At 59.4% G+C, this 24,892-nt stretch carries 21 protein-coding genes, 4 tRNA genes and 1 pseudogene; 17 read left to right on the top strand and 9 right to left on the bottom strand.

What is annotated here, in order from left to right:
- Window positions 1-10 precede the first annotated feature (10 nt).
- The 4 genes from ABTV22_RS25765 to thiO are packed head-to-tail and all read left to right on the top strand — an operon-like array spanning window position 11 to window position 5,128.
- Window positions 11-484 carry a pilus assembly PilX family protein gene (locus ABTV22_RS25765; RefSeq protein WP_433737190.1) on the top strand — a complete coding sequence of 158 codons (474 nt, stop codon included), beginning with the start codon at window positions 11-13 and terminating at the stop codon, window positions 482-484.
- Window positions 471-3,554 (top strand): pilus assembly protein, encoded by a 3,084-nt coding sequence (locus tag ABTV22_RS25760; RefSeq protein WP_433737189.1) that lies wholly within the window; start codon window positions 471-473, stop codon window positions 3,552-3,554. The genes ABTV22_RS25765 and ABTV22_RS25760 overlap by 14 nt, the downstream gene beginning before the upstream one ends.
- A 14-nt stretch (window positions 3,555-3,568) precedes the next feature.
- Window positions 3,569-3,970 (top strand): type IV pilin protein, encoded by a 402-nt coding sequence (locus tag ABTV22_RS25755; RefSeq protein WP_433737188.1) that lies wholly within the window; start codon window positions 3,569-3,571, stop codon window positions 3,968-3,970.
- Window positions 3,971-4,027: 57 nt separating this feature from the next.
- Window positions 4,028-5,128, top strand: a complete 1,101-nt coding sequence (gene thiO / locus ABTV22_RS25750; protein WP_433737187.1) for a glycine oxidase ThiO — start codon at window positions 4,028-4,030, stop codon at window positions 5,126-5,128.
- 91 nt (window positions 5,129-5,219) lie between these two features.
- On the opposite strand, the gene ABTV22_RS25745 is transcribed toward thiO, so the two are convergent.
- The 4 genes from ABTV22_RS25745 to ABTV22_RS25730 all read right to left on the bottom strand — a co-directional run bounded on the left by ABTV22_RS25745 (window position 5,220) and on the right by ABTV22_RS25730 (window position 9,525).
- The gene (locus tag ABTV22_RS25745) at window positions 5,220-6,551 is read right to left on the bottom strand and encodes a sigma-54-dependent transcriptional regulator (RefSeq protein ID WP_433737186.1); all 1,332 of its coding nucleotides are present in this window, start codon (window positions 6,549-6,551) and stop codon (window positions 5,220-5,222) included.
- Between the two features lie 2 nt (window positions 6,552-6,553).
- Window positions 6,554-8,143: a sensor histidine kinase gene (locus ABTV22_RS25740; protein ID WP_433737185.1), complete on the bottom strand. Its 1,590-nt coding sequence runs from the start codon at window positions 8,141-8,143 to the stop codon at window positions 6,554-6,556.
- Window positions 8,133-8,366 (bottom strand): PP0621 family protein, encoded by a 234-nt coding sequence (locus ABTV22_RS25735; protein WP_433737184.1) that lies wholly within the window; start codon window positions 8,364-8,366, stop codon window positions 8,133-8,135. Before ABTV22_RS25735 ends, ABTV22_RS25740 begins: the two co-directional genes overlap by 11 nt.
- Before the next feature lie 136 nt (window positions 8,367-8,502).
- Complete coding sequence (locus tag ABTV22_RS25730) at window positions 8,503-9,525, bottom strand: outer membrane protein assembly factor BamD (RefSeq protein ID WP_433737183.1); 1,023 nt, start codon at window positions 9,523-9,525, stop codon at window positions 8,503-8,505.
- Window positions 9,526-9,676: 151 nt separating this feature from the next.
- Here ABTV22_RS25730 and rluD point away from each other — a divergent pair, with 151 nt between their 5' ends.
- The 9 genes and pseudogenes from rluD (at window position 9,677) to ABTV22_RS25685 (ending at window position 16,541) form a co-directional block, all read left to right on the top strand.
- Window positions 9,677-10,639 carry a 23S rRNA pseudouridine(1911/1915/1917) synthase RluD gene (rluD, locus tag ABTV22_RS25725; RefSeq protein WP_175390432.1) on the top strand — a complete coding sequence of 321 codons (963 nt, stop codon included), beginning with the start codon at window positions 9,677-9,679 and terminating at the stop codon, window positions 10,637-10,639.
- Complete coding sequence (gene pgeF / locus ABTV22_RS25720) at window positions 10,636-11,361, top strand: peptidoglycan editing factor PgeF (RefSeq protein ID WP_433737182.1); 726 nt, start codon at window positions 10,636-10,638, stop codon at window positions 11,359-11,361. Before rluD ends, pgeF begins: the two co-directional genes overlap by 4 nt.
- Window positions 11,362-11,491: 130 nt before the next feature.
- Complete coding sequence (gene clpB / locus ABTV22_RS25715; protein WP_433737181.1) at window positions 11,492-14,056, top strand: ATP-dependent chaperone ClpB; 2,565 nt, start codon at window positions 11,492-11,494, stop codon at window positions 14,054-14,056.
- A gap of 300 nt (window positions 14,057-14,356) precedes the next feature.
- Window positions 14,357-14,432: transfer RNA gene (locus tag ABTV22_RS25710), tRNA-Asn, on the top strand.
- 9 nt (window positions 14,433-14,441) lie between these two features.
- Window positions 14,442-14,518, top strand: a tRNA-Pro gene (locus ABTV22_RS25705).
- A 5-nt stretch (window positions 14,519-14,523) separates the two neighbouring features.
- Window positions 14,524-14,599: transfer RNA gene (locus ABTV22_RS25700), tRNA-Lys, on the top strand.
- Between the two features lie 93 nt (window positions 14,600-14,692).
- A tRNA-Pro gene (locus tag ABTV22_RS25695) sits at window positions 14,693-14,769 on the top strand.
- 146 nt (window positions 14,770-14,915) lie between these two features.
- Window positions 14,916-15,638: pseudogene (locus ABTV22_RS25690) on the top strand (MCP four helix bundle domain-containing protein); the annotation flags it as partial.
- 39 nt (window positions 15,639-15,677) lie between these two features.
- Window positions 15,678-16,541 carry a methyl-accepting chemotaxis protein gene (locus tag ABTV22_RS25685; RefSeq protein WP_433741514.1) on the top strand — a complete coding sequence of 288 codons (864 nt, stop codon included), beginning with the start codon at window positions 15,678-15,680 and terminating at the stop codon, window positions 16,539-16,541.
- A 190-nt stretch (window positions 16,542-16,731) separates the two neighbouring features.
- Here the strand turns inward: ABTV22_RS25685 and ABTV22_RS25680 are convergent, their stop codons facing one another.
- The 4 genes from ABTV22_RS25680 to ABTV22_RS25665 are packed head-to-tail and all read right to left on the bottom strand — an operon-like array spanning window position 16,732 to window position 19,466.
- Window positions 16,732-18,030: an NAD(P)/FAD-dependent oxidoreductase gene (locus ABTV22_RS25680; protein WP_433737180.1), complete on the bottom strand. Its 1,299-nt coding sequence runs from the start codon at window positions 18,028-18,030 to the stop codon at window positions 16,732-16,734.
- A 60-nt stretch (window positions 18,031-18,090) separates the two neighbouring features.
- Complete coding sequence (locus ABTV22_RS25675; protein WP_007996394.1) at window positions 18,091-18,264, bottom strand: DUF3094 family protein; 174 nt, start codon at window positions 18,262-18,264, stop codon at window positions 18,091-18,093.
- Window positions 18,265-18,315: 51 nt separating this feature from the next.
- The gene (locus ABTV22_RS25670; RefSeq protein ID WP_433737179.1) at window positions 18,316-18,843 is read right to left on the bottom strand and encodes an MOSC domain-containing protein; all 528 of its coding nucleotides are present in this window, start codon (window positions 18,841-18,843) and stop codon (window positions 18,316-18,318) included.
- On the bottom strand, window positions 18,840-19,466 hold the full coding sequence (locus ABTV22_RS25665; RefSeq protein ID WP_433737178.1) for a DUF1780 domain-containing protein: 627 nt from the start codon (window positions 19,464-19,466) through the stop codon (window positions 18,840-18,842). The genes ABTV22_RS25670 and ABTV22_RS25665 overlap by 4 nt, the downstream gene beginning before the upstream one ends.
- Before the next feature lie 220 nt (window positions 19,467-19,686).
- On the opposite strand from ABTV22_RS25665, the gene ABTV22_RS25660 reads away from it, so the two are divergent.
- Genes ABTV22_RS25660 through ABTV22_RS25650 form a run of 3 tightly spaced genes read left to right on the top strand, consistent with a single transcriptional unit; the run spans window position 19,687 to window position 23,545 of the window.
- On the top strand, window positions 19,687-21,042 hold the full coding sequence (locus tag ABTV22_RS25660) for an aromatic acid/H+ symport family MFS transporter (protein ID WP_433737177.1): 1,356 nt from the start codon (window positions 19,687-19,689) through the stop codon (window positions 21,040-21,042).
- The gene (locus tag ABTV22_RS25655; RefSeq protein WP_433737176.1) at window positions 21,039-22,259 is read left to right on the top strand and encodes a benzoate/H(+) symporter BenE family transporter; all 1,221 of its coding nucleotides are present in this window, start codon (window positions 21,039-21,041) and stop codon (window positions 22,257-22,259) included. The genes ABTV22_RS25660 and ABTV22_RS25655 overlap by 4 nt, the downstream gene beginning before the upstream one ends.
- A 17-nt stretch (window positions 22,260-22,276) precedes the next feature.
- Window positions 22,277-23,545: an OprD family porin gene (locus ABTV22_RS25650; RefSeq protein ID WP_433737175.1), complete on the top strand. Its 1,269-nt coding sequence runs from the start codon at window positions 22,277-22,279 to the stop codon at window positions 23,543-23,545.
- A gap of 8 nt (window positions 23,546-23,553) precedes the next feature.
- On the opposite strand, the gene ABTV22_RS25645 is transcribed toward ABTV22_RS25650, so the two are convergent.
- Entirely contained in the window at window positions 23,554-23,796 is a 243-nt protein-coding gene (locus ABTV22_RS25645; RefSeq protein ID WP_433737174.1) for a DUF2790 domain-containing protein, read from the bottom strand.
- A 121-nt stretch (window positions 23,797-23,917) separates the two neighbouring features.
- Between ABTV22_RS25645 and ABTV22_RS25640 the strand changes: the two genes are divergently transcribed.
- Window positions 23,918-24,850 carry a LysR family transcriptional regulator gene (locus ABTV22_RS25640; protein ID WP_433737173.1) on the top strand — a complete coding sequence of 311 codons (933 nt, stop codon included), beginning with the start codon at window positions 23,918-23,920 and terminating at the stop codon, window positions 24,848-24,850.
- Window positions 24,851-24,892: the final 42 nt, after the last annotated feature.

Here is a 24,892-nt window from a genome sequence, read left to right as displayed (position 1 = left end):
GGGAGGGCCGATGAGTATTGCGTCGACAACATCCCAGCGCGGCATGGCGCTGCTGGTGAGCCTGGTATTTCTGTTGCTGCTGACGCTGATCGGCATTTCCTCGATGCAGAACGCCACCCTGCAGGAAAAAATGGCCGGGAGTGTGAGCCTGCGCAATCAATCGTTCCAGGCCGCAGAAGCGGTTTTACGCGTGGGCGAAAGCGCGGTGCAACTCGATAGTTACTCGCTGACTGTATGCAACGGCACGACGCAGTGCGCGCCGCCGGCCGAGTCGTCCACCATTACAGCCGCCGGACTCAACGCCACCTCGGGGGTGATCTGGATTGCCTCCGGTAGTGGCTTTTACGGCGTGCAAAACATCGGCACCAGCCTGACCGCCGTCAACGTACCGAGCAACACCTCGGCAACGTTGTATCGAGTGACCGCCGTGGGTATTGCGGGCAGTTCGCGCAGCGTGGTGGAGAGTATTTATGCGAAGTACTGAAAGGGAGGGCGGATTTCTGCGGCTGTTGTGTGGCTTTGTTCTGGGGCTGTATCTCTCGGCACCCGTCTATGCCTTCACGCCGTCGGACTCGCCGTTGTTGAGTGCTGCGGCGGTCGCACCGAACGTGATGCTGATGATCGACGATTCGGGGAGTATGAATAACATCATCTGGGCACCGGGTTTCGATCCCACGGTCAGTCGCGCGCAAATTGCCATTTGCAGCTCCAACTCCCTCTGTATCAGTGGTCAGAACCTGGACATGACCGATACCAACATTTCTCTGTCGAGCCTGAACCGCGGCGGCTGCTCGACCAGTGGCAACTGGTACGGGTTCTATCGTGGCTTCCTGGGGTTGACGCCCGTTTGCCTGAAACTGCCAGACCCCGTGGGCAATGGCAACACCCGCTACACCGCTAACTACCTGGCCTATCTGCTGGGTCTGGCCAACGGTTCCAACCGCGACTTCACCACCGGTGCCAACGCAATCCCCAACGATTACCGCATCAGTGTGGCGCAGGACGTTTCTACCAGTCTGGTCACCAGCAACCGCACCTTGCGAATCGGCCTGGCCACCTTCAATCCGCCGGTCAACAACAATCCGGGCAATGGTGGTTTTATCGCCCGGGCGGTCAGTGATTTGACGGTGGATGCCAACTACAACGCGTTGATTGCCTCCATCAACGGCTTGAGCGCCGTGGCCAACACGCCGCTGGCAGAAACCTACTACGAAGTGACGCGCTACCTGCGCGGCATGGCGCCGTACTACAACTCGACGCCCTCTGCCTACACCAGCCCGATCCAGTACCGTTGCCAGAAAAATTACGGTGTGGTGATCACCGATGGCTTACCCACCTACGACCGAACTTTCCCCACCAATGACCCACTGGGCGGGACCCGCTTGCCCAACTGGGACGGCAACAGCGCCAACGACGGCGATAACCTCAATGGTGACGGGGAGGGGGACACGCTGTACCTGGATGACATCGCCAAGTTCGCCTTCGACATCGACATGCGCTCCACCGGAACGGATCTGGCGGGCAAAAGCTGGAATGCTACGGATTTTCCCAAGCAGAACATGAACACCTACACCGTGGGTTTTACCGCGGCGAATCAGATGTTGTCGGACGCTGCCGGTTATGGTCAGGGCAAGTACTACCAGGCCACCGACAGCGCCGGGCTGAACGCCGCGTTGTCTTCGGCCCTGAGCGACATCACGTCCAAGGCTGGCTCCGGTGGCAGCGGTGTCACCAGTGGGACAATCCTGACCAGCGGCACCAGCTACTTCCAGACCAGCTACGACCCCAAGGATTGGCGTGGCACGATCAAAGCCTATGGTTTCAACGCCAACGGCTCAGTCAATGCCGGCAATGTGCTGTGGACCACCGACTCGGTCATCGTGCCGGGCGCCACGACGCCGACTTATCAATCCTGGAACAATCAAATCAACGCGCCAGTGGCACTGGCTTACGCCAACTTCTCCACGACCCAGCAGGCCGTTCTCAATCAGGGCCTGCCCACGGGTATCACCGGCGGCGATCTGGTGGAGTGGAGCAAGGGCACCAACAAGACCGGCCTGAAGGTGCGAAGCGCACTGCTCGGTGACATCATCAATTCGCCGCTGGCACTGGCGTCACCGACAGACAAGACGGCCGCCGACCTGTCGGGCGACACCACTTACAGCACCTACCTCGCCACCAAGGCGACCAACATGAGCGCCAGCCTGGTGGTCAATTCCAACGACGGTTTCGTCGATATCATCAACACCGCTAATGGCACTCGGCGTTACGCCTATATGCCGTCCAGTGTATTGCCGTCGTTGCGCTATATCGCGGATACCGCGTACATCAATGGCGTCAGCCACAAGTTTCTGGTGGACGGGCAGGTAGGTGTGTTCGATGCCCAACTCAACAGCGCCTGGAAAACGCTCGCGCTGGGCGGGACGGGGGCGGGTGGGCGTACTTTCTATGCGCTTCAACTGTTCGATGCCTCGGCCGGCAATGTGACCAAGGCGCTGTGGGAGATCAGTGCGCCGAACACCGCCAGTACGGCGAATGCTTTCAATGATCTGGGTTATGCCTATGCCCGCCCGGAAGTGGCACGCTTGGCCGACGGTCGATGGGCGGCCTTCATTTCCAACGGCTATGGCAGCAACTCTGGAGTGGCTGCGTTGTATGTGGTGGATATCCGTGACGGTTCGTTGATCAGGAAAATCGTCGTCGACAGCACTGAAACGACCAACGGGTTGTCTTCGGTCAAGCTCAAGGTCAATGCCCAGAACGTGGTGCAGGCGGCTTATGGCGGTGACTTGAAAGGGCGGCTGTGGAAGTTCGACCTGAGCAGTACCAGCACCGACAGCTGGGGCGTGGCGTTTGCCGGTAAACCGCTGTTTACCGCTGCGGGAGGTGCCACTCAGCCGATCACCGCGCAGCCGTTGCTGGCGGATAATTCGCTGGGTGGCAAAGTGGTTTTTTTCGGGACCGGGAAATTCAACGAGACGGCGGACAAAACCAACAAGGATTTACAGGCGTTCTACGCAGTATGGGATGCGGACGGTGGCTCCGGGCAGATCACCACGTCCAGCTTGCAGGCCCAGGCCGTGACCGGTGTGTTCTCGGGAAGCTCTGGGCAATTGATCACCACCAGCCAGAACGACGTGACCTATCCGGCAGAAAAAGGCTGGTATTTGCCGCTGGTGTACAACAACGCGTTGACCGGCGAACGGGTGATCAATCAAGCCAGCCTGGTGCTTGGCCGAATTGTGTTTACCACCGCCAGCGTGGATACCACCGACCCTTGCGCAAGTTTCGGCACTGGCAAACTGGTCGAACTCGATGCGTTCAGCGGTAAGATGCTCAACTACGCGGTGCTCGACAGCAACGGTGACGGGGTGGTCGACAGCAATGACACGATATCCAGTGGCGTGGTCTTTACCGGCGGTATCCCGACCGTCAATGCCATCGTCAATGGCGCAACCCGAAAAATCGTGAACGATTCCAGTGGCGGCATCACCACGCTGGTGGAAAAATCCGGCGGCGGCAGCCGTCGCATCATGTGGCGACAAATACAGTAAGCGAGAGTTGAGGCATGCACAGATCCAACCGCGGTTTTACCCTGATCGAAATCATGATCGTGATTGCGATTATCGGGATTGTCATGACCATCGCCATGCCGAGCTTTACGGAATATCTGAACAAAGGGCGTCGTACTGAAGTGGCCGGTCTGCTGTCAGAGCAGGCACAGATCCTCGAGCGTTTTTATTCACAGAAAAACGTTTACACCGGCGCCACCGGTCTCAGTGTTGGTAACGATTACTACACCATCACGCCGACGCTGACCGATCAGGCCTTCCTGCTGACGGCAGTACGTAAGACTGGAAAAAGCATGTCCACTGACAAGTGTGGCGATTTCACTATCACCAATACCGGAGTTCGTAGCATGGTCAACGCCACCGCTGGCCTGACCACCAAGGATTGCTGGGGGCGCTGAGTTTCCTTTTTCGGGCGCCATTTGCGCCCTCTGTCTATTTATCGGTTGGATCAGAATATGACCAGGCAACAGCAAGTGGTGATCGTTGGCGGCGGGGTAATCGGCCTGCTGACGGCCTTCAATCTCGCGTCCGAAGTGCAGAACGTTGTACTGCTGGACCGTTCGAATGTCGGGCAGGAATCGTCCTGGGCAGGTGGAGGCATCGTATCGCCGCTCTATCCATGGCGTTACAGCCCGGCCGTCACCGCGTTGGCGCATTGGTCCCAGGACTTCTATCCACAATTGGGTGAGCGTTTGTTCGCCGCCACCGGGGTCGATCCCGAGGTGCACACCACTGGCCTGTATTGGCTGGACCTGGACGATGAAGCCGAAGCACTGGCCTGGGCCGCACGGGAAAATCGTCCTTTGCGGGCTGTGGATATCTCGGCGGCTCATGATGCGGTGCCGGTGTTGGGAGGTGGTTTTTCCCGGGCGATCTACATGGCCGATGTGGCCAATGTGCGTAATCCGCGGCTGGTGAAGTCCCTCAAGGCTGCGCTGCAGGCGCTGCCGAACGTGACGATTCATGAACAGTGCGAAGTCAGCGGTTTTATTCGCGAAGGCGAAAAAGTGGTGGGCGTGCAGACTGCCACAGGCGCGATCCACGGTGATCAAGTGGTCCTGACCGCCGGTGCCTGGAGCGGCGATCTGCTCAAGAGCCTGGGCCTTGAACTGCCAGTCGAGCCGGTGAAGGGGCAGATGATTCTCTACAAGTGCGCGGCGGATTTTCTGCCGAGCATGGTGTTGGCCAAGGGGCGTTATGCGATTCCGCGACGCGACGGGCATATCCTGATTGGCAGTACGCTGGAGCATGAGGGTTACGACAAGACGCCAACAGAATCGGCGTTGGAGAGCCTCAAGGCTTCGGCGGTGGAGTTGATTCCGGCATTGGCGGAGGCCGAAGTGGTGGGGCATTGGGCTGGTTTGAGGCCGGGCTCGCCGGAAGGCATTCCCTACATTGGCCGGGTGCCAGGGTTTGATGGGCTGTGGCTCAATTGCGGACATTTCCGCAACGGGTTGGTACTGGCGCCGGCGTCGTGTCAGTTGTTTGCCGATGTAATGCTGGGCAGGGCGCCGATCATCGATCCGGCGCCGTATGCGCCGGCCGGGCGGATCTGAAGCAAGACCAAAAGATCGCAGCCTGCGGCAGCTCCTACAGAGGAACGCATTCCTACTGTAGGAGCTGCCGCAGGCTGCGATCTTTTAAACGTCAATCCAGGCCCAATTTTTTCAGCCTGTAACGCATCGACCTAAATGACAAATTCAACCGCTGAGCCGCCGCCGTGCGGTTCCAGCGCGTTTCCTCCAGCGCCTGGAGAATGAGCTGGCGCTCGACGTTTTCCAGGTAAGCCTCCAGATTGTCGATCTGCGTGAGGTCAGGCACACCGCCCTCGGCAGCACAGTTGCCTTCAGCCAGGCGCAAGTCTGCGGCTTCGATCTGTTTGTTTTCACACAGCGTGTGCGCCCGTTCGAGCATGTTCTCCAGCTCCCGCACATTGCCTGGGAAGCGGTAGCTTTTCAGCGCATCGAGGGCTTGAGGGTGGAGTTTTGCCATGGGTTGACCGGTATCGGCAGCCAGGCGTTTGAGCACATGGCTGGCCAGCGGTTCGATATCGTCGCGGCGTTCGCGCAAGGGCGGCACCCGCAGCTCGATCACGTTCAATCGGTAGTACAAATCCTGGCGAAAGCGCTCGGCGGTGACTTCGGCCGCAAGGTCTTTGTGGGTGGCGCAAAGGATGCGTACATCGACCACCATTTCCTGTTGCCCGCCGACGCTGCGTACGGCTTTTTCCTGAATCGCCCTCAGCAGTTTGACCTGCATCGGCAATGGCAGGTCAGCCACTTCGTCAAGGAACAGGGTGCCGCCATGGGCGGCCTGGAACAGTCCTGGCTTGTCTTCGATGGCACCGCTGAAGCTGCCTTTGCGGTGGCCGAAAAATTCGCTTTCCATCAGCTCGGAAGGAATGGCTCCGCAATTGACCGGGACAAAGGGTTGATTGGCGCGTGGCCCGCGGTCATGGATCAGGCGTGCGACCAGTTCCTTGCCGCTACCGGATTCTCCGCTGATATAAACCGGCGCCTGGCTACGTGCCAGCTTATCGATCTGTTTGCGCAGGCTGCGCATGGGCGGTGAATCGCCGAGCAAGCGACGATCGATGGCAATGCCGGGGGCGGGCAGCAGCAAGGCGCTGGTGACCAGCTCTCGCAGGCGAGTGAGGTCCACCGGCTTGCTCAGGAAGTCGAAGGCGCCGGCCTTGAGCGCACTGATCGCCGTGTCGACGTTGCCATAGGCGGTGATCATGGCCACTGGAACTTGCGGGTAACGTTGTTGGATGTGCTGGACCAGTTCAAGCCCCGTGCCATCCGGCAAGCGCATGTCGGTCAGGCACAGATCGAATGTCTCGCGCCTCAACAAGGCCAGAGCCTCGGCAACATTGCGGGCGCTCCAGGTATCGAGCTTCATCCGACCGAGGGTGATTTCCAGGAGTTCGCGGATGTCTGGTTCGTCGTCGACGATCAGGACCTTTTGCCGTGGGCTCATATTCAACTTTGTTTCCGTCCGTGAGCAAAGGTGATACGAAAGCAGCCGCCGCCTTGGCGTGGTTTGAAGTCTAGGCGGGCCTGATTGCTTTCGCACAGCTCACGGGACAGATAAAGCCCCAGGCCAGTGCCCTGGTGGCTGGTGGTGAAGAAGGGCTCGAACAGTTGCGCTTGATGATCCGGGGCCACGCCGGAGCCGTCGTCGAGGATCTCGAGGATGGGTAATTGGCTATCGGGATCGATAAACAACTCAAGCCAGACTTGTGCCTGATCGCGACTCTGGCCGCTGTGACGCCAGGCATTGCGAATCAGATTATCGAGAATCTGATTCAGTTGGTTCGGATCCATCAAGGTCTTGAAGTCTCCGGGAGCGATGTGCAAATGAATCTGCTGACGCTCGGTCGCACCCTCGCGGATTTCGCTGACGAACTGTTCCAGCCATGGCTTGAGGTCCAGTCGTTGCGGCACGGTTTGCTGGCGGCGGGACAGTTGCAGGACGTTTTCGATTATCCGATTCATGCGCTGAGAGTGGTCTTGAATGATCTGCGTCAGACGGTGATCGGCGCGGTTCAGTTCCTCGGATTCTCGCAATAGCTGCGCGGCATGACTGATGGCGCCCAGTGGGTTACGGATTTCATGGGCGATACCGGCGGTCAGGCGCCCAAGGGCCGCAAGTTTCAACTGCTGGGCCTGCTGGGCAATCTGGGCGAGGTCTTCAAGAAACACCAGGGTTTGGTGCTGGGGACTTGGGTCCAGTGCAATGAAGCTGGGCTGCAGTTCCACGCCGCTGCTGGCGACTTTCAGACTTTGCGGGCGCAGCGTCGGATTACTGAGCCACGCGTGCAGGCGATCAACGAGGGCAGGGACGTGGTCGTCGATCAGGCAACCCTCGAGGGTGCGGCAGCCGAGCAATGACAAGGCACTGTGATTGGCCAGTTGCACGCGCCGCTGTTCGTCGAGTACCAGAATGCCGGTGCGCATGCGTTGCAGGATCAGGGCGTTGAGTGCTTCCAGACCGACGACTTCACTGGCCTTCTGCTCGGCGAGGGTTTCGCTCACCTCAAGGCGCCGGGCCAGGCCTTGCACTAACAACGCCGCAGCAAAGCACAGGACGCCCAGGGTTCCGATCTGCAAATAGTCATTGGGGTTGGGGGGATGGCTGAAACTCAGCAGGAGACTCGAACCGACGATGCCAAGAGCGCCGAGGGCAGCAATCAGCAGGCCGATGCGCCTTCGCAGCAGCGTATTGCTAATGGCCACCGACACGATCAGCAAGTTGCCCATGGCGCTGGCCACCCCGCCGCCAGCGTAAAACAGGACGCAGAGCAGCAAGACGTCGAGTAGCGCCAGACCGAACAGTTGTGCCGGACGGCGGGTGCTCTCGAAGAAGACCACCAGCAGAATATTCAGTACGAGGTACAACCAGCTGCCGCCACGCAGCAGGTCGTCATCGGCTGACGTCAGCAGCCGGTTGTCCATGTTGCTGGAGATCAGCAGCACCAGGGTGATGCCGACACTCAAGCGGTAGAGATGATAAAGGCGCAGCAGTCGCTGGGCCTGTTTGGCGCCGTGACTGGACGTCTCAGCGATCACTGGAGCCGGGGCCTTGCTCTAGATGAGCCTGGCTGCAATACCACTGTTGTTGAAAGCTCACCGCCCGATCACGGGGCAGGTGCACGCCGCAATGGGCGCAGCGGACCATTGGAGCCGCTTCCAGCTCGGCAGGGGACTTGGGTACGGCGGTCTGACCCTTGTACTTGCGCCAGAACCATACGGCGGCGGCAATCACAGCAATCCAGAATAATAAACGAAGCATGGTGAGCGGCTTTTTGGTTGATGAACCGGCAGTTTAGCCAAGGTCATGACGGGCGCACAGCGCCAATGCGCGCTACAAAAAAGGCGCAACAAAAAGGGAGGCTCGAAAGCCTCCCTTTTTCGTACATCGGGTCGTATCAGTCGAATACGCCGAAGGTCATGTAGCTGAACCACGAACGGTCTTGGTTGTTGCCTTCTGCTTCGTGGTCTTCTTCTTGGATCACGTCACCGTCCGAATTTTTAGGCTTGAGCTCGGCCGGAATCGCGTCCTTGGCGTCCTGGAACTGCTTCTGCACGTCCTGATTGGCGCGGGTTTCTCCCGGCGGCAGTGGCGGACGGGATTCGATCAGGCCTAGGGTGACCTTGCTCAGCCACGAACGGTTGTCGGCTTCGGCGACGGACGGTACGAACTGACCGTCCACCAGGCTTGGGTGGTTCGGGTAGTTGAGCTTCAGGGTTTCGAGGCTGGTGGCAGCCAGGTCATCCAGGTGCAGGCGCTGATAGGCCTCGGTCATCACCGCCAGGCCGTCGCCGACCGAAGGGGTTTCCTGGAAGTTTTCCACCACGTAACGGCCACGGTTCGCAGCGGCGACATAGGCCTGGCGGGTCAGGTAGTAGTCGGCAACGTGAATTTCGTAGGCCGCCAGCAGGTTGCGCAGGTAGATCATGCGCTGCTTGGCGTCTGGCGAGTACCGGCTGTTGGGGAAGCGGCTGGTCAGTTGGGCGAACTCGTTGTAGGAGTCGCGAGCGGCGCCAGGGTCACGCTTGGTCATGTCCAGCGGCAGGAAACGCGACAGCAGGCCGACGTCCTGGTCGAAAGAAGTCAGGCCCTTGAGGTAGTAGGCGTAATCGACGTTCGGGTGCTGAGGGTGCAGGCGAATGAAACGCTCGGCAGCGGCTTTTGCAGCCTCAGGCTCAGTATTTTTGTAGTTGGCGTAGATGAGTTCCAGCTGCGCCTGATCGGCATAACGACCGAACGGATAACGCGATTCCAGAGCCTTCAGCTTGGCGGTGGCGCTGTTGTAGCTGTTGTTGTCCAGATCAGTTTGAGCCTGTTGGTACAACTCGACTTCACTCAGGTTTTCGTCTACGACTTCCTTCGATGAGCAAGCAGCGGTCAATGCGAGGATGGCGATCAGCAGCAGGTGTTTCACTTGCATGGCGGCTTGCGTCCCTATGACGGCCGCTGTCTTGGGCGTGGCCGTCCTGTTATGATGAGCGCCCCGTTGAATAGCCTCGGGGCAAAAGACGCCGTATTTAACCACAAGCGCGCAGCCGAAACCAAAGGCTGTGCCGACGCCTAGTCTGAGCATGTCCGATAAAATTGAACTCCGCGCAGAGGTGCCGTCCGAATTGGGCGGCCAACGCCTCGATCAAGTCGCCGCACAATTATTCGCTGAGCACTCGCGCTCGCGCCTTTCCGCCTGGATCAAAGACGGCCGCCTGACTGTGGATGGGGCGGTTATCCGCCCGCGAGACATCGTTCACGGTGGCGCCATCCTTGAACTCACTGCCGAGCAGGAAGCTCAGGGCGAATGGGTTGCTCAAGACATCGCCCTGGACATCGTCTACGAAGACGACGATATCCTGGTGATCAACAAGCCAGCGGGCCTGGTGGTGCATCCGGCCGCCGGCCATGCTGATGGCACCTTGCTCAACGCCTTGCTGCATCACGTACCGGACATCGTCAATGTGCCCCGCGCCGGTATCGTGCATCGTCTGGACAAGGACACCACCGGTCTGATGGTGGTGGCCAAGACCATTCAAGCGCAGACGCAGCTGGTTGCACAGCTGCAGAGCCGCAGTGTCAGCCGAATCTATGAGTGCATCGTGATCGGTGTCGTGACCGCTGGCGGCAAGATCAACGCGCCGATCGGTCGCCATGGCCAGCAACGCCAGCGCATGGCCGTGATGGAAGGTGGCAAGCAAGCCGTCAGCCATTACCGCGTGCTCGAGCGTTTCCGCTCCCATACGCATGTGCGGGTGAAACTGGAAACCGGTCGTACCCACCAGATTCGAGTGCACATGGCGCACATCAACTTCCCGTTGGTCGGTGATCCTGCTTATGGCGGTCGTTTCCGTATCCCGCCGGCGGCGAACCCGACCATGGTCGAGTCGCTGAAGAACTTCCCGCGTCAGGCGCTGCATGCGCGGTTCCTGGAGCTGGATCACCCGACCACCGGTAAACGCATGAGCTGGGAGTCGCCGCTGCCGGAAGACTTCGTCTGGTTGCTGACCCTGCTCAAGCAAGACCGCGAGGCATTCGTCGGATGAGTGACTGGCTGATTCCTGACTGGCCCGCGCCGGCTGGGGTCAAAGCCTGCGTAACCACCCGTGCGGGCGGCGTCAGCCTCGCGCCGTTCGACAGCCTCAATCTTGGCGATCATGTCGACGACAGTCCCGAGGCGGTTGCCGAAAACCGCCGTCGCCTCACCGATCACTTCGCTATTCAGCCGGCTTGGCTGCAACAGGTCCACGGTATTGTCGTGGCTCATGCCGATCCGAGCCAAGTCGTCACCGCCGACGCCAGCTGGACGTCTACCCCGGGGATCGCCTGCGCGTCGATGACTGCCGATTGCCTGCCCGCGCTGTTTTGCGACCGCGCCGGCACTCGCGTGGCAGCGGCTCACGCCGGTTGGCGCGGGTTGGCGGCGGGTGTGCTGGAAGCGACCCTCGACAGCCTGGCCGTAGCACCTTGCGATGTACTGGTCTGGCTTGGCCCGGCCATTGGCCCGCAAGCCTTTGAAGTCGGCCCCGAAGTGCGCGAAACCTTCGTTGAGCAATTGCCTGAGGCTGCCGAAGCCTTTGTGCCGAGTCAAAACGAAGGCAAGTTCATGGCCGACATCTATAGGCTGGCGCGTTTGCGTCTGGCTGCTCGTGGCGTCACCGCTGTTTATGGTGGCGGTTTCTGCACCGTGACTGACCCACGTTTCTTTTCTTATCGCCGTGCGCCCCGTACCGGCCGATTCGCCTCCTTGATCTGGCTCGAACGCTAGACTTGCCTGACCTGCATCAACGTCAAGACGCTTGAAACTCCCAGAATCGACCACATCTATTGTGCTATCTGGCAGGTTTCTTCATTCAGGATGTTTTATAGGTCCGGCCTGCTCAAAAGGAAGGTGACCCATGCGTATAGACCGTTTAACCAGCAAATTGCAGTTAGCGTTGTCCGATGCCCAATCCCTGGCTGTCGGCCACGATCATCCGGCCATTGAACCGGCGCACTTGATGCAAGCCTTGCTTGAACAGCAGGGCGGCTCGATCAAGCCCCTGCTGATGCAAGTGGGCTTTGACGTCAACAGCCTGCGTAAAGAGCTGACCAAAGAGCTCGACCAGCTGCCGAAAATCCAGAATCCAACCGGCGACGTGAACATGTCGCAGGATCTGGCGCGCCTGCTCAACCAGGCCGATCGCCTGGCCCAGCAGAAGGGCGATCAGTTCATTTCCAGTGAGTTGGTATTGCTCGCCGCCATGGACGAGAACAGCAAGCTCGGCAAGCTGTTGCTTGGCCAAGGCGTGAGCAAGAAAGCCCTGGAAAATGCGATTAATAACCTGCGTGGTGGCGAGGCGGTAAACGACCCCAACCACGAGGAGGCGCGTCAGGCGCTGGATAAATACACCGTCGACCTGACCAAGCGCGCCGAAGACGGCAAGCTCGATCCGGTGATCGGCCGTGACGACGAAATTCGCCGGACCATCCAGGTCCTGCAACGTCGTACCAAAAACAACCCGGTGCTGATCGGTGAACCTGGCGTAGGTAAAACCGCCATTGCCGAAGGCTTGGCCCAGCGCATCATCAACGGTGAAGTGCCGGACGGCCTCAAAGGCAAGCGCCTGTTGTCCCTGGACATGGGGGCGTTGATTGCCGGTGCCAAGTATCGGGGCGAGTTCGAAGAGCGGCTCAAAGCACTGCTCAATGAACTGTCCAAGCAGGAAGGGCAGATCATTCTGTTCATCGACGAGCTGCACACCATGGTCGGCGCCGGTAAGGGCGAAGGCTCGATGGACGCAGGCAACATGCTCAAGCCGGCCTTGGCCCGCGGTGAGCTGCATTGCGTCGGTGCGACCACGCTCAACGAGTATCGCCAATACATTGAGAAGGATGCGGCCCTAGAACGGCGCTTCCAGAAAGTGCTGGTGGATGAGCCCAGCGAAGAAGACACCATCGCAATCCTGCGTGGCCTGAAAGAGCGCTATGAGGTTCACCACAAGGTGGCGATTACCGACGGTGCGATCATCGCGGCGGCCAAGCTCAGCCATCGCTACATTACTGATCGTCAGTTGCCGGACAAGGCCATCGACCTGATCGATGAGGCCGCCAGCCGCATCCGTATGGAGATCGACTCCAAACCAGAAGTGCTGGATCGTCTGGAACGTCGTCTGATTCAGCTGAAGGTGGAATCCCAGGCGCTGAAAAAAGAAAGCGACGACGCGGCGAAGAAACGTCTGGAAAAGCTGCAGGAAGAAATCGCTCGTCATGAGCGTGAGTATTCGGATCTCGAAGAAATCTGGAACTCGGAAAAAGCCGAGGTTCAGGGATCGGCGCAGATCCAGCAGAAAATCGAACAGTCCCGTCAGGAGCTGGAAACCGCGCGCCGCAAAGGCGACCTGAACCGCATGGCCGAGCTGCAGTACGGGGTCATCCCGGACTTGGAGCGCAGCCTGCAAATGGTCGACCAGCATGGCAAGAGCGAAAACCAGTTGTTGCGCAGCAAAGTGACTGAAGAGGAAATCGCCGAAGTCGTTTCGAAGTGGACCGGTATCCCCGTGTCGAAAATGCTCGAAGGCGAACGCGAAAAACTGATGAAGATGGAAAGCCTGTTGCACCAGCGTGTGATTGGCCAGGAAGAGGCGGTGGTGGCGGTGTCCAACGCGGTGCGGCGTTCCCGTGCTGGCTTGGCTGACCCGAATCGTCCAAGTGGTTCGTTCATGTTCCTTGGGCCGACCGGTGTCGGTAAAACCGAGCTGTGCAAGGCGCTGGCCGAGTTCCTCTTCGATACCGAGGAAGCGATGGTGCGCATCGACATGTCCGAGTTCATGGAGAAACATTCCGTGGCTCGCTTGATTGGTGCACCACCAGGATACGTAGGCTATGAAGAGGGCGGTTATCTGACCGAGGCGGTGCGTCGCAAGCCGTATTCGGTGATCCTGCTGGACGAAGTCGAGAAGGCGCATCCGGACGTGTTCAACGTCTTGCTGCAAGTGCTGGAGGACGGACGCCTGACCGACAGCCATGGCCGCACGGTGGACTTCAAGAACACCGTGATTGTCATGACCTCCAACCTGGGCTCGGTACAGATTCAGGAACTGGTGGGTGATCGTGAGGCCCAGCGTGCGGCGGTGATGGACGCGATTTCCTCGCACTTCCGTCCGGAGTTCATCAACCGGGTCGACGAAGTGGTGATCTTCGAGCCGTTGGCGCGAGATCAGATCGCCGGTATTACCGAGATCCAGTTGAGCCGTCTACGCAGTCGTCTCACCGAGCGGGAGCTGAAGCTGGAGTTGAGCCCTGAGGCCATGGATAAGCTGATCGCGGTCGGGTATGACCCGGTGTATGGCGCACGACCACTCAAACGTGCGATCCAGCGCTGGATCGAAAACCCGCTGGCACAGCTGATTCTTTCCGGTCGCTTCATGCCGGGGGATACGGCGAAAGGCACTGTGGAAAACGACGAAATCGTTTTCAACTGAGCCAAAACGGCGGTTGTAAAATGAAGGCCTCGCATTGCGAGGCCTTTTTTTCGCCAGGCTGTTGAACTTAAAGGAAAAGGCTTGTAAAGTGCGCCCCGCAGTAAGTCACCCGGTAGGGTTTCTGCTCCCCAAGCAGGAATCTGAAATAAGTTGCAAATCATTAACTTGAAAGCGATTTAGGGGGTTGACAGAGGTGCTTAAGATTGTAGAATAGCGCGCCTCAGACACACGAACGCAGCGATGCGAACGAGTCGAAGAGAACGCAGTAAAGCTTCACCGTTGTAAATTGAAATGTGTAGTTCCGTGATAGCTCAGTCGGTAGAGCAAATGACTGTTAATCATTGGGTCCCAGGTTCGAGTCCTGGTCACGGAGCCAATTTCAAACCGGGGTATAGCGCAGTCCGGTAGCGCGCCTGCTTTGGGAGCAGGATGTCAGGAGTTCGAATCCCCTTACCCCGACCATATTTGGGTCGTTAGCTCAGTTGGTAGAGCAGTTGGCTTTTAACCAATTGGTCGTAGGTTCGAATCCCACACGACCCACCATTTTTGAGACCAGTTCGCTGGAATCGAATCTTAAGATCAGACGCCAAAAGCTCTGTTCGCAGAAGGCGCCTTTCGAAGGTGCCTTTTTTTTACCGGGGTATAGCGCAGTCCGGTAGCGCGCCTGCTTTGGGAGCAGGATGTCAGGAGTTCGAATCCCCTTACCCCGACCATACGAAAGATCCCCGTATCGAAAGATACGGGGATTTTTTTTGCCCTCAAGAAATGCAGATCACTTCAAGTCATCGTACAACTTGCCGATAACGAGCTGTCGGGGCATGGCCCTCCACTCAAGCCAATAAAAACAAAGGCGCTCGTTATGTTTCTTCGTCAGTTGAATATTGCCCCCCGTGCCGCGCTGGGTTTCGCTGTGATTGCGGTGCTTGTGGCGCTACTCGGTATCTTTGCCCTGGGGCAGATGTCGAGCATTCGAGAGAGTGAAGTGGCGGTAGAGAAACGATGGCTACCGAGCATTCGTGGCGGAGACGAGATCCGCGAAATCATGCTGCGCATCCGCACCATCTCCCTGCGCATGGCGCTGGACCAGGATCCGACGAACATCGCGCAATATCGCAGCCAGATGGACACCCGAGACAAGGAACTGAGCGAAAAAATCGCCGCCTATGACAAGTTGGTGAACACCGCTGAAGGCAAGGCCTTGTATGACCAGTTCAAAAATACCTTCACGGCTTATCGAGCCGGCATTGCCCAATCGTTCACCCTGGCCGAGCAAGGGCGCCGCGACGAACTGACCAAGCTGTTGTTGGTGGACATGAAAACCGTGGTCGACGGCTCCGGCAAGCAACTCAATGACCTCGCGCAGCTGTTCACCCAGCAAGTCGCGGCAGAAAGTGCGAAATCCAAAGAGCACTACGAAACGTCGCGCACCATTGTCAGCGTGTTTATTGCCCTCGCGGCGTTGGCGACCGTCGGATTGGCGATGTTGCTGACTCGCAGCATCGTGCGCCCGCTGAGTGAGGCAGTGGACGCCGCAGAGCACGTGGCCCGGGGTGACCTGACGCGCCCGATCGAAACCCATGGCAATGACGAAGTCAGCCGGTTGCTCAAGGCGTTGGCGGCCATGCAGCAGAACCTGCGGGAAACCCTGCAAGGCATCAGCGGTTCTGCCACACAATTGGCCACGGCAGCCGATGAGCTGAGCGCTGTTACCCTCGATAGCACCCAAGGCCTGCAACAGCAGAACAACGAGATTGAACAGGCGGCCACGGCTGTCAATGAAATGACCAGTGCCGTGGAAGAGGTCGCGCGCAACGCGGTGTCCACCTCCGATGCCACTCGTCAGTCCAGTGAATCGGCGCACTTGGGGCAGGAGCGGGTCGGCGAGACCGCCAGTGCCATCCGTTCACTGGCCCATGAGGTGCAGAGTACCGGGGAATTGGTGCAGTCCCTGGCCAATCAGTCCCAGGATATTGGCAAGGTGCTGGATGTGATTCGCGCCATTGCCGAACAGACCAATTTGCTGGCGCTCAACGCAGCGATTGAAGCGGCACGGGCGGGGGAGAGCGGTCGGGGATTTGCGGTGGTGGCCGATGAAGTACGGGCCCTGGCCTATCGCACGCAGCAATCGACCCAGGAAATCGAGCAAATGGTCCAAGGCATGCGCAGCGGTTCGAGCGTGGCTCTCGACGCCATGAACGCCAGCGCCTCCCGTGCCGCCAGCACGCTGGTATTGGCCGAACGCGCAGGCCAGGCCCTGCAAACCATCACTGCTTCGGTGCATGAGATTCACGAACGCAACCTGGTGATCGCCAGCGCAGCCGAAGAGCAGGCGCAGGTGGCCCGTGAGGTCGATCGCAATCTGGTGAATATTCGTGACTTGTCGGTGCGTTCGGCGGCAGGGGCTGATCAGACCAGTGCTTCAAGCCATGAACTGTCGCAACTGGCGAATGCGTTGCAGGGGATGGTGCGGCGGTTTCGGGTTTAAATTCGACAGAAAGCCTGTAGGAGCGAGCCTGTTGTGGCGAGGGGATTTATCCCCGTTGGGGTGCGAAGCGCCCCTAAACCCGACCAACGCAATCTTGAATGAGAATGCGCTGACCAGTTTACGATTGCTTCGCAATCGAACGGGGATAAATCCCCTCGCCACAAAGGCTCGCTCCTACAATGATCAGGGGTTAGTGCAGTTTCAGGCGCGGCTCAGTCCCGCGCCCAATCTTGCTGCCCAGCATCAGCATCGCCGTGCGGAACCAGCCGTACAGCGCCATCTGGTGCATGCGGTACAGCGACACGTAGAACATCCGCGCCAGCCAGCCCTCGAGCATCACGCTACCGGTGAGGTTGCCCATCAAGTTACCCACAGCGGAAAAACGCGACAGCGAGATCAACGAGCCGTAGTCGGTGTATTTGTACTCTGGCAACGCCTTGCCTTCGATTCGCAATTTCAGCGATTTGGCCAGCAACGACGCTTGTTGATGCGCCGCCTGCGCGCGCGGCGGCACGTTGCGGTCGGAGCCCGGCTGCGGGCAGGCCGCGCAGTCACCGAAGGCGAAGATGTTCTCGTCGCGGGTGGTTTGCAGGGTCGGCAGCACCTGCAGCTGGTTGATGCGGTTGGTTTCCAGGCCATCGATGTCCTTGAGGAAACCCGGCGCGCGAATCCCCGCGGCCCAGACTTTCAGGCTGGCATTGATGACTTTGCCGTCAGCGGTAATCAAGGCATCGGTCGTCACTTCGCTGACCGCCGCGTTGGTCATGACGTTGACCCCGAGTTTCTCCAGGGTTTTATGCACAGGCCCGCCGATACGCTCCGGCAGCGCAGGCAGTACCCGTGGCCCGGCTTCGATCAGGGTGATGTGCATGTTTTCCGGTTTGATCCGGTCCAGGCCATAGGCCGCCAGTTCATGGGCCGCGTTGTGCAGTTCGGCGGCCAGTTCGACGCCTGTGGCACCGGCGCCAACGATGGCCACGCTGATTTTCTCGACCTGATCGGTCTGCCCGGCGTGGGCGCGCAGATAGTGGTTGAGCAGTTGTTGATGGAAGCGCTCGGCCTGTTTGCGGGTGTCGAGGAACAGGCAATGCTGTGCCGCGCCCTGGGTGCCGAAGTCGTTGGTGGTGCTGCCGACGGAAATCACCAGCGTGTCGTAAGGCACTTCCCGCGCCGGCACCAGTTCCAGGCCGGCTTCGTCATAGGTGGCGGCCAGCTGGATTTTCTTCTGTGCGCGATCGAGCCCGCTCATGCGCCCCAGCTGGAACTCGAAGTGGTTCCATTTCGCCTGGGCGACATAGTTGAGTTCGTCTTCGGAAGAGTTCAGGGACCCGGCGGCCACTTCGTGCAACAGCGGCTTCCAGATGTGGGTCAGGTTCGCGTCGACCAGCATCACGCTGGCCGTACCGCGCTTGCCCAGAGTCTTACCCAGACGGGTAGCCAGCTCCAGACCGCCGGCGCCGCCGCCGACAATAACAATACGATGGGACATAGGGATAACTCGCAAGGCTAAAAGAAATCGGTGCAACTACCCTCGCGAGCGCAATGCTGCTCATAGCGTCAGGTAACTGATAAGTCGGCTCAACAGGCCCAGACCAATGGTCACTGCCAACACCAGCACCAGGAGCATCCACGGCCGGAAAGGCCGGCGCTCGACTCGGTGCTGGGACAACTGCAGGTACTCTTCGACATGCTTCTGGTCGTCTGGGTTCAGGCGGCTGGTCATAAAGGCCTCGTCAGGTAGACGTTGCTGAATGTGTAGAAGCTACAGGCTGTTTCAACGAACGATGAACGGAGCATAGCCGGTCTCGGGAATGGGCTCGACGCTCACCGTGTCGTCCAGGCGAATGATGCCACTTTGTATCACTCGGGCGGTGATTCCGCCATGCCCGCGCACGGCCTGGAAAGTCCCGCGGCCCAGGTTGATTTCAAGGCGTGCGCAAGGCTGGCACCAGCCGGTGGTTTCGAAAATCGCTTGGCCGATCCGGAAGCGCCGACCCTTGAGGCTGAACAGATTGATCCCACTGATAACGAGATTGCGCCGCAAATCTTCAGGCCTGACCGGTTGATCGACAGCGCGTCCCATCAGGGCACTGATCACGGCCAGGTGTTCCCATTGAATCAGCGTGACTTGCCGCGCGTTTCGTGTGCCGGGACGCGCATGATCACCGGTCAGGCCGGCCTCCAGCCGCGCTTCGACAGCCTCCAGTTCGAACATCGGCGAGCGTGATTGCGGGCGCACGCCGATCCAGCGGACGCGACCCTGTTGCGGCACTTCGGCAATCAATTGCTGCAATGGGCTCACAGGCTGATCCCGACATCGAAAACGATGCTGCGCCCCAGGTTGCTGCGCAGGAAGTCCGGTGCCTCCGGGTGCGCAAACAGCACGCGGGCGAAGGTCGGGCCCACCAACGACAGTGAGCGCCAGCCTTGGCGAAGGTATTCGGTGGGTGGCGGGAAATGGCTGTTGAGGTCCAGCACCTCACGCTTGAGGCTGGCGAAGGCGATGATGTCCAGCTCGCCCAGATCCATCCCGCGCTCTTTGTAGTTATGCGCTTTTTTGCGCAAGGTCGGCGCCAGTCGCAGCAGGAACTCATTGGCCGGGATACGCCGGGGTTTGGCCTCGCGCCGTACCAGTTGGCTGAGGGAAAACGCGCTGCGCCGGCGTTGCAGCTCGTCGCGCCATTCGTCATTGAGTCGCCGGCCTTCGTCGAGGACGAAAAACACTTCGAAGCTGGCATCGCGAAACAACACATCCGGCGGTTCGCCGGCCGGGGTGAACTCATCGGCGCGATAAGGAATGTTCAAGCCTTGCAGCAGGCGTTGGCACACCCAACGCTCACGCTCCCACTTGCGGGCATTGGACAGGAACGCATTGGCTTGCTCGGCCGCGATGGTCAGCAGGCGTAAGTAATCTGAGTCATCCATAGGCCCAAGCTTAGCGCTCAAATGTGATCGCAAAGAAAACAGTTTGTCGTGCCACCGCAAATCCTTGCGCGACGCCCCCACCCGTAAACCCCTCTGCACAAAACGGATAGCGATCTGCGCAGCACGGATATTGACCTGCCTCTTGCACCTCTAGCATCGGCGTTACGGACGTTCGCCGTCTTACCGACGATCTGAAAAACAACAACAAGAGATAAACGCCATGCGCAAGATCGATGTACATGAGGTTATCGACAAGGCCCGTTTCAACCGCTTTCACTGGATGGTGCTGTTCTGGTGTGCCCTGATCATCATCTTCGATGGTTACGATCTGGTGATCTACGGCGTGGTTCTGCCGATGCTGATGAAGGAGTGGGGCCTCAGCCCGCTGCAAGCCGGCGCTCTGGGCAGTTATGCATTGTTCGGCATGATGTTTGGGGCCCTGTTCTTCGGCCCGCTGTCAGACAAAATCGGTCGCAAGAAAGCCATCACGATCTGCGTGATGCTCTTTAGTGGCTTCACGGTGCTCAATGGTTTCGCCAGAAACCCCACGGAATTCGGCCTTTGTCGTTTCATTGCCGGCCTGGGGATCGGCGGTGTGATGCCTAACGTCGTGGCGCTGATGAACGAGTACGCGCCGAAGAAAATCCGCAGCACCCTGGTCGCAATCATGTTCAGCGGTTACTCGGTGGGCGGCATGCTCTCGGCCGGGCTGGGCATTGTGCTGATTCCGAGCTTCGGCTGGCAGTCGGTGTTTTACGTGGCGATCCTGCCGTTGCTGTTGTTGCCGCTGATCATGTACTTCCTGCCCGAATCAGTAGGTTTCATGCTACGCCAGGGCCGTCATCAGGAAGCGCGTAGCGTTCTGCAACGAATCGAGCCGTCCTACGTCGCGCAGACCGACGATCAGTTGCACATGAGCGAAGTGAAGGGCACTGGCACCCCAGTGTTGCAACTGTTTCGCGAGGGGCGTGCGCTGCGCACACTGATGCTGTGGCTGGCGTTTTTCTGCTGCCTGCTGATGGTTTACGCCTTGAGTTCCTGGCTGCCGAAACTGATGGCCAACGCCGGCTACAGCCTGGGCTCGAGCCTGTCGTTCCTGTTGGTGCTGAATTTCGGCGCGATCTTCGGTGCAGTAGGCGGTGGCGTGTTGGGTGACAAGCTCAACTTGCCGCGCGTGTTGTCAGTGTTCTTCGCCATGGCAGCCGTGTCGATCACCTTGCTGGGCTTCAACAGCCCGATGCCGGTGTTGTACCTGCTGATTGCCATTGCCGGCGCCACCACCATCGGTTCGCAGATCCTGCTGTATGCCTGCGCCGCGCAGTTCTACGCCATGACCATTCGCTCCACGGGCCTGGGTTGGGCTTCAGGGATCGGACGTAACGGTGCGATCGTCGGACCGCTGCTGGGCGGTGCCTTGCTCGGTATCAACCTGCCGCTGCAACTGAACTTCATGGCGTTTGCCTTGCCCGGTGCGGTGGCGGCCATCGCCATGGCGGTGTTCGCCATCAGCGCTCGGCAAGCGCTGTCGGGCTCGCTTCACAAGTCGCCAGACAGTGCTGTTGGCGAGGTCTCATGAACACGCTATTACGAGACTTTTCCCTGTCTGCGGCCGTCGCCGGATTCATCGCCACGGTGATTTCCTATGCAGGTCCCCTGGTGATCATTTTCCAGGCCGCCGACGCCGCACACCTGTCGCGAGAAGTGCTGTCGTCGTGGGTCTGGGCGATTTCCATCGGCAGCGCCGTACTGGGCATCGGTTTGAGCCTGCGCTATCGCGTACCGGTGATCATCGCGTGGTCGGCGCCGGGCTCTGCATTACTGGTGGCGCTGTTGCCGGGGATCTCCATGCCGGAAGCGGTGGGGGCTTATCTGGTCAGCAGCCTGATCATTTTCCTGGTCGGGGTGTCGGGGGCTTTTGACCGGATCATCGGCAAGCTGCCCCCGGCCATCGCGGCGGCGATGTTGGCTGGGATTCTGTTCAGCTTCGGCACCGGGTTGTTCGTCTCGTTGGAGAGCAAGCCGTTGCTGGTGCTGGCGATGTTTGCCACGTATCTGGCAGGCAAACGGCTGATGCCGCGTTATGCGGTGGTGATGGTGCTGCTGGTGGGATGTTCGATGGCGTTTCTCGCCGGTGATTTGCACAGCGAAGCCCTGGTGATCGGTTTGGCCACGCCGGTGTGGATCACCCCGGCGTTCAGCCTGAGCGCAACGCTGAACATCGCCTTGCCGTTGGTGATGGTGGCGCTGACCGGACAGTTCGTGCCCGGCATGACGGTGTTGCGCGCCAGCGGCTACGCAGCGCCGGCCGGCCCGATCATCGCCAGTAGCGCACTGGGCACGGCGTTGTTGGCACCGTTCGGTTGCCATGGGTTGAATCTGGCGGCCATCACCGCGGCCATTTGCACGGGCCGCGAGGCCCACGAAGATCCCGGCAAGCGCTATGTGGCCGGGGTCGTGGGTGGCCTGTGTTACCTGGTGCTGGGGATCTTCGGCGCCACCCTGGTTTCACTGTTTTCGGCGTTCCCCAAAGAACTGATCGCGGCCTTGGCCGGGCTGGCGCTGTTCGCTGCCATTGCCGGGGCGATGACAGGTGCGATGGCGGTGCCCAGTGATCGCGAAGCCGCGCTGGTGACCTTCCTGACAACAGCGTCGGGCATGTCGCTGTTGGGGCTGTCCGCGGCTTTTTGGGGGTTGATATTCGGCATGGTCACCCACCTGCTGTTGAACGCCCGTCGAACCATCCCTCACAGCGAAAGCACGGCGGCCAAAGCCCTTCTACCTGTCGATCAATAACAATAAGAGAAAAAACGATGAAACAGATTTTTCCAGCAACCGGTTCAGTGTTGTCCATGGCGCTCGCCTCGAGTTTTTCTTGCGGTGCGATGGCGGCCGAGGGCGGCTTCATCGAAGACACCACGGCGACCTTGCAAGCACGCAACTACTACTTCAGTCGGGACTACTCCGACATCGTCGGCGCCAATCAGCAGTCAAAGGCGGAGGAGTGGGCGCAGGGTTTCATTCTCAACGTGAAATCCGGTTACACCCAAGGGCCAGTCGGTTTTGGTGTGGACGTCATCGGCCTGCTCGGGCTCAAGCTCGACAGCAGCCCGGACCGGGTTAATACCGGTTTGTTGCCGGTGCAAGATGATGGGCGTGCGGCGGATGATTACAGCCGCCTGGAAGGGGCGTTGAAGGTGCGTTACTCCAAAACCGAGCTGAAGGTGGGGGAGTTACAGCCCAATTTGCCGGTGCTGGTGTTCAGTGATATCCGATTGCTGCCACCGAGCTATCAGGGGGCAAGCATCAGCTCGAACGAAATCAATGGCCTGACCTTGCAAGGCGGACACTTGAGTAGCACCAGCCTGCGCAACGAAGCCGGTGACGAGAAGATGCAGGCGATGCTCGGCCATATACCGCAACGGCAAGTCAGCAGCGATGGCTTCAACTTCGCCGGCGCCGATTACGCCTTTAACGATAAACGCAGTTCGGTCAGTGCCTGGTTCGGGCAACTGGAGGATATCTACAACCAGCGTTTCCTCGGTTTCAAGCACAGCGAGCCGATGGGTGACTGGGTTCTGGGCGCCAACCTCGGTTACTTCGATTCCCGTGAAGACGGCAAAAAGCTGCTGGGCAACATCGACAACCAGGCGTTCTTCTCCCTGCTGTCGGCCAAGCGCGGCGGCCATACCTTTTATGTCGGCTATCAGGGCATGTTCGGCGACAGTGCATTCCCCCGGGTATTTGCCAACATCTCGCCACTGGGTAACGAAGTGCCTACCTATGAATTTGCCTTCACCGACGAGCGCTCCTGGCAGGCGCGTTACGACTACGATTTTGCGGCCCTCGGCGTACCGGGGCTGACCACCACCGTGCGCTACATCACGGGCAACAATGTCGATACCGGCAAGGGCTTTGAAGGCAAGGACCGCGAGCGCGATCTGGATCTGGGTTACGTATTGCAGAGCGGCAGCCTCAAAGGGCTCGGTATCCGTGTGCGCAATGCGATGGCGCGTTCCAACTACCGCAGTGATATCGATGAAAACCGTTTGATCCTCAGTTACACCTGGACACTGCTATGAGCCACTGATCAGAGGTTGCTCGTGCAGTCGCCCATGACCTCGTAGGTCACCCGGCGGGTCTGCCCCTGATGATCGACATAGACCATGGTCGCCGGCACGACGCCACACGCCGTCGCGGTGTTCGACACGGACACCACTTTGGCGATGTCCAGCGGTTGTGCCGGGTTGTACAAGACAGTGAGAGGCTCATTGTCAGCGGCCATGGCCGAGGTGGCGATGAGGGTCAGAAACAGGCTGAACACTGTTTTCATCAGGGCGTGCTCCGTGTGGGTTTCGATGATTCAAGTCTAGTCTTTGCCCCCAACGGATAAAGGGGCGAACACCTGATGCAGCCTTACATAAAACGTAACAGTCACGGCCCGAGGGAGGCTTATGGATTTGCTTAACAACTTGCGTGTGTTCGTCCGTGTGGTGGACTGCGCAAGTTTTACCGCCGCCGCCGATGCGCTGGAATTGTCCACCGCGCAAGTGTCGCGACTGGTCGCGGATTTGGAGCAGCATGTGCAAGCTCGCCTGCTGCAACGCACCACGCGACGCTTGAGCCTGACCGAGGCTGGCGAGCGATTGCTTCTACGCAGCCGGTCGATACTCCAGGAGATGGAGGAGGCGACGGCGGAGGCTCGCGGCGCCCATCTCAAACCGAGCGGACGGTTGCGGGTGCACAGCATGAACGGCCTCGGTGTGCTGATCACCCCACTGATCGCCCGCTATAGCGAGCTTTATCCCGATGTGGTGTTCGAATTGACCCTGTCACAACGCAATCCGGATCCTCTGGAAGAAGGACATGACGTGGTGATTTCCATTGCCCACGAGCTGGCCGATTCGCAATTGGTCGCCCAGGCACTCGGGCAGATATACAGCGTGCCGTGCGCGTCCCCGGAGTACTTGCAACGCCGTGGCGTGCCGGGCAACCCGCAGGCACTGAACGAGCACCGATGCCTGCGCATGCTCGATCCGTTGTACAGCGATCAATGGCTGTTTCAGGACGAAGAGGGCGAGCACGCCGTCAGCCCGGCCATGACCTTTCAGTGCAACGTCGCCGAGTCGATGGTCAAGGCCTCGGAGGCTGGCATGGGCATCAGCCTGCTTCCGTTTTACACCGCCACGCGGCCCTTGAGCGACGGCACCTTGTTACGCCTGTTACCGACTTATCGCCCGCGCCAGCGCAACGTGTACGCGTTGTATCCGTCACGGCGTTTTCTCGATGCGAAGGTCAGGACTTGGGTGGATTTTCTCAAGACCGAACTGCCCAGGTTGTTCGCCGAGCATGAAACGGTGATGAACGATCCCCGGCACTGGGCGTGAAGTCGAAGGGCGGGCAAGGGGCGGTGTAGACTGAGGGCCTGT

It is taken from the genome of Pseudomonas putida, from assembly GCF_050990305.1.
Lineage (GTDB): Bacteria > Pseudomonadota > Gammaproteobacteria > Pseudomonadales > Pseudomonadaceae > Aquipseudomonas > Aquipseudomonas putida_AH.
The sequence above is the reverse complement of the archived record's forward strand: the minus strand, read 5'-3'. Positions and strand labels throughout refer to the sequence as shown.